The following is a 12,246-nucleotide window of genomic DNA, read 5'->3' as shown; positions in this document are numbered from 1 at the left end:
AACAGGCGGGAACCGGTCGCGACGCCTCGGGCAGGACAAATCAGCCTACCCGAACCGCATTCGATTGCAAGGATGGCGACGTCTCCGACGATCATGACGCCGTTGCGGCCCCGAAGAGCGCGTTAACGAACCTTAACCGTTTCAGAAGTCGATCGCTTCCCCATGATCCCGGTAAGCGTCGTTCGCCTACTAATGACCGGGGCTGTCCCGCGGGATCTATCTCGAATGGCCTCCAATCGAACGAAAAACGGCGACGGTCCGAAGACCCTCGCCGTTCGCGAATCTGAAGACGAAGGCGCGCGAATTACGTCCTCGGCTTTACGTCCTTCGTCAGTTCGAAGTTCAGCCCTTCCTTCGGGCCGTCGATGTTGGCCTCGAGCGGCGTCTGATGGGCGGCATTATAGACCGGCGAAGTGATCTGCTCCGTCACGTCCTGCATCGGGCTGTTCGGGTCGCCTTCGTACATCGGCTCCTGCTTGACGACCTTGGTCGCCAGCACCATCACCCATTTGTCGCCGGGGGGCGTTTGAGCCTCGTACGCTCCGTCCACAATCGTTCCGCCGCCCGCGACTGCCGAGCCGTCCTTCGAGATGAACGAGATCGTCCCCTTGGGCACCGGCTCGCCGTCGACCGTGACGTTTCCCTTCACCGTCATGGTTTCGAGCGATTCGCCGCAGCCGACGAGCGTCAGCGACACTCCGACGACCGAGCAGGCGGCCAGGCGCAGAAAGGGAGAGGGTTTGACGTTCATCGAGAGATCGCGGGAAGGAGCAGAGTCGAAAAAGAGCTTCGCCGCTCGCGAGTTCGGAGCGGCGAAGACCGACGTTTCGGAGCGAACCTGGCAGGCCGCCGCATAGCCTACGGCAACTGCGCCGTCTCACCGCCGCGGCTGGACACCGCGGCGGTCCAGACCAGAGGGGCGACGGTATCGGAAACGAAGCGGACCGACCCGTCGCACAGGCTCACCTGGACTCCGCCGGGATGACGACTGCGAGCGGCGACCTGCACGAGCGCGTTATTCGCGCCGACTTCCTGACACGGAATCGACCTCCAGTCGCCGTGCGACTGATTCTCCGACGTGTCTTTGCATCGCTGGCACTGATCCGGCTGGATCGAGTTCGGCGTCAGGATCGACATGAAGCCCGGCGAACCGTCGTCGTTCAGGATGTCGCCGCGGACGTCGGTCAGTTCGCCCGGGGCTGCGATGTTCAGTTCCGAGAAGCAGGCCGTATTCGACAGGCCGTCGGTAACCTCGGCCATGCGGTAAACGTGATTGATGCCGAACGGCGAACCGGAGTAAATCGCCTGGTCCGCGGCGTTCTGATGGAGATGCGTGTTCCCCATGTTCGCGACGTAGTTCCCCAGCACGCGCCAATGCTGGTCGCTCGTCGCCTGCTGCGAGCCGACGCGATCGGACGGACAGTAGTACGCGTCCAGCTTCACGCGAAGCAGTTCGTTGTTCTTCGACGGAGCCAGTTGGTGGAACGGCTCCTTGATGTTGTACTGGTCCCAGAGAGCGCTCTCTTCGATGAACGGCCACAGCATCACTGGCCAGGAGATCCGGTAGTAGATGTTGCCGTCTTCGACCGGCCCGCCCGGGTTGGCATGCATGCCGCCGATCGGAAACGCGCCCTGCCGGGTGTCCGCGAAGTTATGCGTGGCGAGCGTCCACTGCTTCAGGTTATTGCCGCAGCTCATCCGATTGGCCGCTTCGCGAGCCGCCTGAACGGCCGGAAGCAGGAGAGCGACCAGGACGCCGATGATGGCGATGACGACCAGAAGCTCGACGAGGGTAAACCCGAGACGAGCCTGACGGCTGAAGGGACGAAATCGCATGAGAAATATGCCTGAACGGACGGAAGTGATAAGCGTCGTCGGGCGGCAGAGCGTCAAGGGCACGAATCGCGATCGAAAGGCCGATAAATCGGCTATATTCGATGCGTGTGCGGTTGACGGCCGCGCGGCAGTCGCAGCTTGCGACCGCTGAACAGAGAACTCATCTTTAGGCTACTAACGACCATCGCGAGAGGCAACGTAGGGAAATGCCTCAGCTTTTCGTCGTCGGCAGCGAAGCCGCCTTCGCGAGGCCGCAGAGGGCGACTAGCGCCGAAAGCGTCGGCGCTAAAGATCGTTTAGAAAGCCGCGATGGCGGCCGAACTCTTCGTCACGAGGCGTTTCGACGAAGCTCCTGCGGTCGTCTCTCGTCGGCATGCTAAGGCCGACCGTCGTAAGACGCCTTAGGCCTAGAACAGCTCGCGAATCTCGCGCGAGCCGAAGTCCACCAGCGGGAAGGGCCGGCCAGCGGGCCCCGGCAGATCGGTCTCCAGATCCAGACCGAGGCTGTGGAAGATCGTCGCGACGACGTCGCCCGGGTCGGTCGGTCGCTCGGCAGGGAGCGCCCCGATCGGATCGCTGGCTCCCACGGCGCGCCCGCCCTGCACGCCGCCCCCCGCGAAGCCGCAGGTGAAGCAATTGGGCCAGTGGTCGCGTCCGCCCGCAGGATTGACCTTCGGCGTGCGACCGAACTCGGCCAGGTTGCAGACCAGCGTCGAGTCGAGCATCCCCCGCTCGTCGAGATCGGTGATCAGCGCCGAATAGCCCCGGTCATACAGCGGCGCGACGATGTTCTTCATCCCTTCGATCGAGGTGAAGGGCTTCGAGCCGTGAATATCCCAGGTGATCTCGTCGAAGACGGTCAGGAACGTGTTGATCGTCACGAACCGGACGCCCGCCTCGACCAGTCGCCGCGCGAGCAGGCAGCACTGCCCGAAGCGGTTCATGCCGTACCGTTCGCGGACCGCCGTCGGCTCCTCGGACAGGTCGAAGGCGGCCCGCGCCTGGCTACTGGTCATCACGCGGTAGGCGGCCTGGAAGTCATCGTCCATCTGCCGGGCCGCTTCGGACTTCTCGAAGACGGAGAGCGTCTCCTCGATGGTCTCGCGCATCTTCCGCCGGCGAGCCAGCCGATCGGCGTCGATCTCGGGCGGCGGGAGCAGGTCGGGCGCCTTGAAGTCGGGCTTCGACGGGTCGGCCATCAGCGCGAAGGGGTCGTGCTTCTTCCCCAGGAATCCGCCGGCCTGACCGTTCGGCAGATTGCCGCCCCCGCGACCCATGGTTTCCGGCAGCACCACGAACGGGGGCAGGTCGGTCTTGCGACCCTTGAGATAGCTCACCACCGACCCGGCGTGCGGCGTTTCCACCCCGCCCTGGAAAACGCGACCCGTCTGCATCACCTGCCAGCCGGCGTCATGCACCGCCGCGCCCGCGTGGCGGCAGGAGCGAACGATCGAGAACTTGTCCGCGATCTTCGCATGCTCGGGCAGGATCTCCGAGACCTGGAAGTCGCCCTTGGTCGAGAGGGGGCTGAACGGTCCGCGGATCTCCGCCGGCGCGTTCGGCTTCATGTCGAACGTGTCGAGCTGACTGGGCGCTCCCAGGTTGAAGATCATGATGCAGGCCCGGTCGTCCGCGCCCGGCTTCGTCGCGCCGGCGGCCTTCGCCGCGTACCACTGCGGCAGCGACAGGATGCCTGTACCGAGCGCCCCCACGCGGAGAAAGTCCCGCCGAGTGACCCCGTCGCAGGTCTGCGCTTTTCCCCGACCGTTCAGTGCGAGCATTGGTTACTCTTCGCTTCTCTTCTATTGGCGAGCGGAGGGTGTAAGCCCTCCGTGTCTTACGGCACAAGCTCTACGACGCCTTGGACGCAAGAATTAAGCGTCAGTGAATGTCGATTGTAGTAACTGCCGCCGAAGTTCTTCTTTACGTTCTCGTCGGAGTCGTACTCGAACGCGACTTCAATCTCATCGCGGCGCCCACGTCCGACTTGCTCCGGTTGGGCGAAGACGAAGTTTTCCATTCGCTTCGACTTTCCGTTCGCGGCGGTCGCTTCGATGTCGACATCGGTTTCGTAGAACGCCAGAACATAGAACGCCGACTTTCCGCTTCCCTTGTCACGGGCGTTGAAGATCCAGAAGTCGTGCAACGGACATGATCGTCGGAACCACGATCGTCTGAACCGCGATATCACTCGTGCTTTCACTTCGTCGCAACCGCGCTCGCGCACCTTCAAGGAGGCGGCGGCCCGCGCGAAATCCTCGTCGCTCGGAGTTCGCGGCGGCTCCGGCGTCATTCGTCGGCTCTGTCGCTTCTTGCGAGAAGACATTCGGATCTGCTGCGGACACAAAAGCGCAACTACATCTTCTCGATCTCGACCGCTTCGACGAGCGGAAAGTCGATCGTCTCGATCCTGCCGGTGACGTGGTTCCGTTCCCGCAGGCGGACGATTCCGTGGGGGATCATCGACGCGGCGTTGCAGGCGCGGGCGAACGCGATCTCGCCCTCGACTTTCGACGCGACGAGGATCATCTGGCGAACCGCGACGACGCGATCGTTCTCGACGACCAGAATCGTCGCGTCGAGCGGCGTCCGGTCGTCCAGCTTCGGCAACCTCATTCGAACCGCGACCAGATCCCGCTCCTCGCTCGGCGGCGTCCGCTCCAGCACGGCCAGGTCCGCCGTACCGGGAATCGTCGCCGGCGTCACGTCGTCGGCGATCGCGGTCGACGCGAGAAAGAAGAGCATGAGCACGACCAGTTTCGCGACTCGGCGACGCATGTCGAACTCCTCGTTTATATGCGACTTTCTTCCTGGCGAGCGGGGGACGGAACTCCCCCGTGGACATCGCGTTCGATCTCGCCGAAGAAGACACGGAGGGCTCACACCCTCCGCTCGCCCATGCGGAACTACGCGAACAGCTTGCCGACCGCCTTCGCCTTCACCAGTTCGCGGGGCTGGTTGAGGTGGTTGTAGACGATCGTCTCCGGATCGATTCCGAAGGCGTGGTAGATCGTCGCCAGCAGCTCGCCCGGATGAACGGGATCTTCCAGCGGAGCGGAAGCCGTCTTGTCCGACTTGCCGTGGACGTAGCCCCGCTTGATCCCGGCGCCCGCGAGCATGGCCGTATAGCAATAGGGCCAGTGATCGCGACCGTCGGCGCTGTTGCCGTTGCCGGAGGTCGAAACCCCCCGCTGCGGAGCGCGACCGAACTCGCCGACCGCGACGACCAGCGTCTCTTCCAGCAGTCCCCGATCGTCCATGTCCTGAATGAACGAGGCGAGGCCCGTGTCGAACATGGGGCCCGACTGGTCCTTCATTCGCTGGGTCAGACCGCTGTGCTGATCCCACGAATGGTTGTCGGAATTCGCCACCTTGGGCCAGATCACCTCGACGACTCGCGTGCCGGCCTCGACCAGGCGCCGGGCGAGCAGCAGGCTCTGTCCGAAGGTGTTACGGCCGTACATTTCGCGAGTCAGCGGCGACTCGCGTTGCAGGTCGAACGCCTCCCGCGCGCGGCCCGACAGGACCAGGTTCAGCGCCTGGTCGTAGTACTCGTCCAGCTTGTACTCGGCGACCGCCTTGTCGATGACGGGCATCCCTTCGTCGATCGCGTCGCGGAGTCGCGCCCGGCGTTCCAGCCGCGTGGCGAAGACGTCCGGACGAAGCTTGAGGTCGTCCACCCGGACGGCGGCCATCTTGTCCATCTTCATGTCATCGCCGTCGGGATACAGCGTGTACGGGTCGAACGCCTTCCCGAGGAACCCGGCGGTGCCACCCTTGCCGACGACGTTGCTCTCCTGCAGCGGTCGCGGGAGCATCACGAACGGCAGCATCGGGTCGTCCATCGGCCGCAGGCGGATGATGTTCGATCCGAAGTTGGGGAAGTCCTTCGGCGAAGGCGGTTCGAGCTGGCCCGACGGGCTGACCTTGTCGGTCGTGTAGCCCGTCATCATCTGGTAGATGGCCGCCGTGTGATTGAACAGGCCGTTGGGCGTGTAGCTCATCGAGCGGATGAGCGTCGTCTTGTCGATGATCTCCGCCAGCTTCGGCAGGATCTCCGTGAACTGCACGCCGGGCAGCTTGGTGGAGATGTTCGAGAACGCCGACTGCACGTTCTCCGGGACGTTCTCCTTGGGATCCCATAGGTCGATGTGGCTCGGTCCCCCTTGCAGGTAGACCATCACGATCGACTTGGCCTTGTTCCAGCCAGGCCCCTGCGAAGGCGTTTCGCTCGCCCGCGCCTGGAGGTTCAGCATACCCGAGAGCGACAGGCCGAGGATGCCCGATCCGCCCACTCGGAGGACGTCCCGCCGCGTGACCCCGGCGCCCCGATCGCAGACGTCTTTGCCCGGTTGACCGGGAACTCGGATGAGCATGGCGGGAACTCCGTTGGGGAAGAGAAGCTTGCGGGTAGTTCAGTCGTTAGGTCTGAGCGGGGGACGAAAGTCCCCCGAGGTGTCGGATCGTTTACAGCGCCGAAGACTCGGGGGGGGGTACACCCCCCGCTCCGGAATGCGCTGCTTGCTTCAAGTCTTACCGGTTGAACAAAAACGACGGGTGGTTGATCAGCGCCCAGACGAAATCCTGGGCCGCGGTGAGACGTTTGTTCGTCAGTTGGCTCTCGCTGACGAGGACGTCGGCTTCGAGTTGGGCCAGTCGCGGATCGTCCTGCACGGGAGCGCTGACCGCCTTGATCTTCTCTTCGAGCATGACGAGTTTCGCGTCGGGAGGCAAAGGCTTTCGCGCCTCGGCCAGTTCCGCCGACTTCTTGTTGTAGGCCTCGTCGCGAGTCTTATAGAGCGCGATGAGTTCCGCCTTCTGCGCGTCGGTCCGCTGATCGGCAGGCGTCTTCAGCAGGGCGAACGTCTGCCCCGAGTAAGACGGTCCGACCGGCGTATCGAGCTTCGCGACCGAAATCCGGAAGCGACCGATCTGGTGCGTATCGTCGTAGACCTGCGGCAGCTCGATCTCCAGCGACGCCCCTTCGCCGTCGCCGAACGGCGCCTCGGCGTCGAACGTCAGCCAGTGCGTCTGTCCGAACGAGGGCGAGACCGCCCAGCCGTTGCCGGCGGCGTCCTTGTTGCCGTCGATCGTCGCGGCGGCGCTGAAGTTCCCCTGCGCGAAGTCGGCGTACGGGTTCTTCAACTTCACGTCGGTCTTCTTCGCCGGATCGCTCTTCGAGACCCAGCGGAGCACGAATTCCTGCAGCACGAAGTTGCCGTTATCCGCCCGGCCCGGTCCCTTCGCCGGAAGCGAGTCGTCCGCCAGCGCTTCGAAGCGAATGGCCGTCGCCCCCTCCAGGTTCATCGGCAGCGTCAGCTTGTAGGTCGCCTTCTGCCGCTTGCCGCTCAGCAGGACCGAACCGTCCTCCTGAATCGTGCCGACGGTCTCGGCGCCGAAGTCCATCGACGTGGGCGTGAGCACAGTCCAGGGATCGTTCCCCGCTGCGGCGGACCATTCGGCGATCTTCGCTTCGGCTTGGCTGTCGAGCGCCGTCATCTCGCCTTCGAGCTTCGCGACCAGGGCGAGCCGATCGGCCTCCCGCTTATCCCGGTCGGGCTTGATAGCGGCTGCGTGATCGTCGCGCTCCTTCGTGGCGGAGGCGATGGCGTCTTCGCGTTCCTTGGCCCAGACGGCCTTCAGCGTTTCGACCTCCGCCTTGCGTGCGTCGCGAGCGGAGAGCAGCGACGCGTGATCGGCATCCATTTCCAGCATGGCGTTCTTGAACGCGGCGATTTCGCTTTCCTTCGCATGGCGAGAGAAGACCCGCATCGTCAGCGCGTCGACCAGCGCCCCGTCGTCCGGAGTCTCCGCGACGAGCTTCGCGATGGCGTTATCGGACGCGCCGATCGCCTGGGCGACGTCGGGTCCGCTGACGAGCGCCATGACGGGACCGAGTTGCAGTTCGCTCGACCGCTCGCATTCGCAGGCGCTCTCGCGAGCCGGCTTGCCGAGGTTGGCCAGGAAGCCGCTCTCCAGCTTGTAGGCGCCGTCGGCGACGTTCGTCGCCTTGCCGCCGGGGATGCTGGGCTTCGATCCGGTGACCGCATAGATCGCGTCGTACAGCGCCTCGGCAGGAAGCCGGCGGGGCTTCGCATGCGAGTAGTTGACGCTGTCCCCGTCGTTCCATTGGTTCGTCTCGATCGAAAGCTGATACGTTCGCGACTTGCAGATCGTCGTGATCAGCTTCCGGACGTCGAAGTTCGATTCGACGAACTGGTTCGTCAGGTGATCGAGCAGTTCCGGATTGCTGGGCGGGTTGCCCGCGCGGATATCGTCGAGCGGTTCGATGATCCCGGTGCCGAGCAGGTAGCCCCAGATGCGGTTGGCGTACGACTTCGCGAAGTAGGGATTCTCCGGCGAGGTCATCCACGCGGCGAGCTGTTCCCGCCGCGTCGCTTCCGCCGGGACGTCGACCGAGACGTGGTACGGGAACTTCGGCGGCGCCGGCTGACCGGTCCGGTCGTGCTTCATCTCCCCGTCGCCCTTGTCGACGACGATCTCGTACAGCGGCTTGGCGCCCTCGACGGCGGTGCCGCCGATGGTCTTGTCCGCGCTGGCCGGATCCTTCTCCAGGCCGACGCGGGCGAAGTAAGCCGCCGTCTCGTAGTACTGGTCCTGGGTCCAGCGTTCGAACGGATGATCGTGGCACTTGTTGCAGTTGAACCGCACGCCCAGGAAGAGGTGCGTCGTGTTCTCCATCGTCTCCGCCGGTTCGCGGAGGATCTTGTAATACGACGCCGCGGGATTCTCCTTGTTGGAGCCCTTCGCGGTCAGGATCTCCCGCACGAACTGGTCGTAGGGGACGTTCTTTTCGACCTGCGACCGGATCCAGGCGTGGAAGGCGTTGGCCCCTTCGCCGCCCAGGAACTTGCCGTTCACCTGAAGCAGGTCGGCCCACTTGTTGGTCCAGTGATCGACGAAAGCAGGGCTTGCCGCCAGCTTGTCGATCAGCTCGTCGCGTTTGACCTGCGTCGGACGCGGATCGTCGATGAAGGCTCCCGCTTCTTCCGAAGAGGGCGGCAGACCGGTCAGATCGAAGTAGACCCTGCGAACGAACTCCGCGTCGGTGCAGAGATTCGACGGCAGGATCTTCATCACCCGCCACTTGTCGGCGACGAGCTTGTCGATCTCGCTGTTCGCCAGCTGATCTTCCCAGACGAAGCCCGAGCGATCGCCCATCACGGTCAGCGTCGCCGCGGCGTACGCGCCTTCGTAGCGAACGAGGATCGCCGCCTCGCCGCGACGAACCGTCGTGACCAGGCCCTTGTCGTCGACGGTCGCGACCTCCGTGTTGCCGCTGGAGAGGAAGGCCTCCCGCGTGACGTCGCGTTCGATGCCGTCGGTGAACGTCGCGACGACCCGGAACTGCTGCTGCGACCCGATGGCGTCGATGACCGGCGAAGAGGGCTGCACGACGATCGACTTGATGCGGGGCGCTTCGCGTTTCAGCTTGGCCCCCTGCGAAATCCACTGGTGCAGCACGCGATAGTAGGGATCGCCCGGCTGACAGAGTTGACCGCCGACGTGCGGCGTCTGGCCCGTCGCCTTGAGCAGCATCAGGCTCTTCTCGGGAAACGCGAGGTTCACCCGGCGTCCCATCAGGTCGTCGGTCAGCGCCCGCACGTCGTACTCCGCGTCGTAACCGCGAAGCGAGAGCTTGAAGCCGTTCTTCCCCGCCAGGCTGCCGTGGCACGTCCCGGCGTTGCATCCCATCTTCGACATGACCGGCGTCACGTCCTGCAGGTAGTCGATCGCGGGAAGCTGACCCTCGGCAGGGAAATCGGTCGTAACGACCTTCACGGTCGCCGTCTGATCGCCGACCTTCACGACGATCGACTGCTCGCCCGGCTTGGACGCGCGAATCAGTCCGCCCGGCTCGACGGTCGGGCCTTCGCCCTGGATCTCATAGGTAGCCAGGTGCGTTAGGTCGACGTCGCGGTCGTCGGTCGTTCGGCCGGTGACCAGTAGTTGTGCATAGGCGAACGGCCCCGAGAGCTTCGCTTGCGCCGGCTCGACCGTCAGCGCCTTCAGCGCCGGGATCGGCAGTTGCCCATCGGCAGCCGCGGCGTCGGTCTTGGCTTCCGCGTTCGTGGAGACGAAGGACGTGCCGGGGAAGAAGCCATCAGCCGCGGCGTTCTCGGTGGCGGCCGGCGCGGCGGCGATCTGCTGGGCCTCGACCGGGGCGGGCGAAAGCATTCCGACCAGCGAGCCGTACTCCGCGTCGTACACCCGTACGAGCCCATCCGAGCAGCCGACGAAGAGCTTGGAGCCGTCGCCGGAGAATCGCACGGCGTAGACCGCCGTGGGCAGGTCGATCTGATAGAGCTTCTCGCTGCCCGCCTTGACGTAGGCGGCCAGCTTCTTCTTCTCCGCATCGGTCTGCTTGTTGGTCCGCTTGCCAAGAATCTTCTTGATCGCGGGCGGCACCGTGCCGTCGAAGTCGTAGGAGAAGACGCTGACCTCGCCCGACCCGTCCAGACTGCTCCCCGCGGCGATGTACCGGGCGCTGGGGCTCACGTCGACCGACCAGATGCGGCCCTTCATCGCGGGGAGCGCCTTGATCAGGTTGGCGTTGTCGCCGATCTGCCGGGCGGTTTCCCGGAAGATGCGATAGACCTGCGGAACGCCGTCCGACCCGCCGACGACGATTTCGTTCCGCGTCGGATGCATGATGACCGAGTGGACGCCCCCCTTGAGAGCGCCGGGCGTGATCGACGTCACGTTGTCGATGAAGCGCTCGGTCGCCACCTCGGTCAGCTTGGCCGTCATGTCGCGACCGACCGAGATCAGGTGCGACCCGTCCGGCGAGAACGTCGTATCGAGCGCCCAGTCGGCATGCGCCCCCTGATAGAGCGTCTGCTCGCCGGTCGTGATATCGAACGCGCGGACGGTGTTGTCGGTGCAGCCGACGGCGACCGTCTTGTTGTCTGACGACCAGCTCGCGCCGAAGAGCGTATCGAACGTGACGGGGATCGCCCGCTCCAGCTTGCGATCGGCGACGTTCCAGATTTGAATCTCGCCCCGACGACCCGGGTCGCCGCCTGCCGCGGCCAGGTGCTTGCCGTCGGGAGAAAAGGCGACGGATTGAATCCGCTCCGACAGGCCGATCAGCCGGGCGACGCGATCGCCGTTGGTCGTGTCGAACAGGAAGACCTCGTTCAGCCCGCCCACCGCCAGGAGGTTCTCCGTCGGGGACGCGTCGAGCGCGACCAGCGCCATCGGCCGCGTATAGACGGGCGGATGCTCGGCGTCGAACTTCCGCTGGGCGTCGGCAGGCGTATCGTCCTGGGCGCCCTGCGCGATCCAGTTCTTCACCAGGTCGATCTGATCGGGACGGAGCGGATCCTTGTCCTTGGGCATCGCTGCCTTGCCGTCATGAATCGCGATCTGCGACAGCAGATAGCTCTCCTCCGGCTTGCCCGGCACGATCGGCGTCTCGGTCGACTCGCCCGGCGCCAGGAGCGCGGCGAACGAGGTCATGTCGTACTCGCCTTCGGCTTTCGACGGCTGATGGCAGCCCTGGCACGACGCCTGCAGGATCGGTCGCACGTCGCGGAAGTAGCTCACCCCGTTCGAGGCCGGGGCCGCTTCCTCGGCGGCAAGAAAAGCGCCAGGAAGGAGCGCCGCGAGAAGCGCTAGCGACGACCGGCGAAAAGCGTGCATGAACGTCATATCGATCGCTGCCTGAATCGCGCGTCGTCCGTCCGCGAGCGAGTCGCGAACCGTCGAGGCGGGGTTACTATGCGGGCGGGATGTCGGGGAGGGAGAGCTTCTTGTTCGCGTGCGTCGTCGGTCCCTGGCGAGCGGAGGGCGTGAGCCCTCCGTGGAGACCGACACGTCACGCGTCGATTGCTGATCTTGAGGGCTTACTTGTGCCATGCCCGCGTCGCGAAGCAGCGCGGGCATGCCGTCAGCGCCGAACCTCACGCACCGTTCTCACGGCCGTGACGGGTAGCGCCTTTCGAACCTGAATCGAGCCTTCGCACGCGACCGTTCGTCATGCGAACGCCGTGGCGGTTTCGAACGTCGGCAGAGCCGGTTCGCGATCGGAGACGCGTCAGGCGACCCGCGCGAACCATTTCGCGACGAAGAAGCGCCGGGATACGTGTCTACGCCGATCCGTCGACCCATCGAGGTCGCGGTAGCCGAGAGCGTCGGCAGGCGGGTGCGGAAAGTCCTTCCGGAAGCAAACTCCGAACGGGCCGCCGCAAACCGAATCCTACTGCATCCGTCCCCGCCGATCAACCGTTTTTTGCACTATCTCCCCGCAAGGGGGCGATGGGGCACGTTACGGCCCTCCTCGCTCGCCTGATCCGCCAAGCAATCGAGTTTTCTGCTTCGACCAACTGCTTCGACGTCGAATGCGGAATTCGGAAACGCGACCGGTTCGTCCGGCCGCGTTCTTCG

Annotated in this window: 7 protein-coding genes; all 7 read right to left on the bottom strand. The window is 64.7% G+C overall.

Annotated elements, in window-relative coordinates; translation table 11 throughout:
- Positions 1 to 304: 304 nt before the first annotated feature.
- The 7 genes from SH602x_RS07840 to SH602x_RS07810 all read right to left on the bottom strand — a co-directional run bounded on the left by SH602x_RS07840 (position 305) and on the right by SH602x_RS07810 (position 11,502).
- A complete protein-coding gene (locus tag SH602x_RS07840; RefSeq protein ID WP_479476256.1) occupies positions 305 to 751 on the bottom strand; it encodes a hypothetical protein in 447 nt (148 codons plus the stop codon).
- A gap of 107 nt (positions 752 to 858) precedes the next feature.
- Positions 859 to 1,836, bottom strand: coding sequence for a DUF1559 family PulG-like putative transporter (locus tag SH602x_RS07835; RefSeq protein ID WP_479476255.1), 978 nt, complete (start codon positions 1,834 to 1,836; stop codon positions 859 to 861).
- 407 nt (positions 1,837 to 2,243) lie between these two features.
- Positions 2,244 to 3,617 (bottom strand): DUF1501 domain-containing protein, encoded by a 1,374-nt coding sequence (locus tag SH602x_RS07830; protein ID WP_479476254.1) that lies wholly within the window; start codon positions 3,615 to 3,617, stop codon positions 2,244 to 2,246.
- Between the two features lie 56 nt (positions 3,618 to 3,673).
- Positions 3,674 to 4,162, bottom strand: coding sequence for a hypothetical protein (locus SH602x_RS07825; RefSeq protein WP_479476253.1), 489 nt, complete (start codon positions 4,160 to 4,162; stop codon positions 3,674 to 3,676).
- Between the two features lie 29 nt (positions 4,163 to 4,191).
- Positions 4,192 to 4,614: a hypothetical protein gene (locus SH602x_RS07820; RefSeq protein ID WP_479476252.1), complete on the bottom strand. Its 423-nt coding sequence runs from the start codon at positions 4,612 to 4,614 to the stop codon at positions 4,192 to 4,194.
- 128 nt (positions 4,615 to 4,742) lie between these two features.
- Positions 4,743 to 6,212, bottom strand: a complete 1,470-nt coding sequence (locus tag SH602x_RS07815) for a DUF1501 domain-containing protein (RefSeq protein WP_479476251.1) — start codon at positions 6,210 to 6,212, stop codon at positions 4,743 to 4,745.
- Between the two features lie 157 nt (positions 6,213 to 6,369).
- Positions 6,370 to 11,502 carry a DUF1549 domain-containing protein gene (locus SH602x_RS07810; protein ID WP_479476250.1) on the bottom strand — a complete coding sequence of 1,711 codons (5,133 nt, stop codon included), beginning with the start codon at positions 11,500 to 11,502 and terminating at the stop codon, positions 6,370 to 6,372.
- Between the last annotated feature and the right edge of the window lie 744 nt (positions 11,503 to 12,246).

Source organism: Lignipirellula cremea (genome assembly GCF_056501455.1).
The sequence above is the reverse complement of the archived record's forward strand: the minus strand, read 5'-3'. Positions and strand labels throughout refer to the sequence as shown.

What these genes read in the sequence shown, in the direction of transcription:
- SH602x_RS07825 (WP_479476253.1), bottom strand. Translation starts at nt 4,162, where the DNA reads ATGTCTTCTCGCAAGAAGCGACAGAGCCGACGAATGACGCCGGAGCCG.
- SH602x_RS07815 (WP_479476251.1), bottom strand. Translation starts at nt 6,212, where the DNA reads ATGCTCATCCGAGTTCCCGGTCAACCGGGCAAAGACGTCTGCGATCGG.
- SH602x_RS07840 (WP_479476256.1), bottom strand. Translation starts at nt 751, where the DNA reads ATGAACGTCAAACCCTCTCCCTTTCTGCGCCTGGCCGCCTGCTCGGTC.
- SH602x_RS07810 (WP_479476250.1), bottom strand. Translation starts at nt 11,502, where the DNA reads ATGCACGCTTTTCGCCGGTCGTCGCTAGCGCTTCTCGCGGCGCTCCTT.
- SH602x_RS07835 (WP_479476255.1), bottom strand. Translation starts at nt 1,836, where the DNA reads ATGCGATTTCGTCCCTTCAGCCGTCAGGCTCGTCTCGGGTTTACCCTC.
- SH602x_RS07830 (WP_479476254.1), bottom strand. Translation starts at nt 3,617, where the DNA reads ATGCTCGCACTGAACGGTCGGGGAAAAGCGCAGACCTGCGACGGGGTC.
- SH602x_RS07820 (WP_479476252.1), bottom strand. Translation starts at nt 4,614, where the DNA reads ATGCGTCGCCGAGTCGCGAAACTGGTCGTGCTCATGCTCTTCTTTCTC.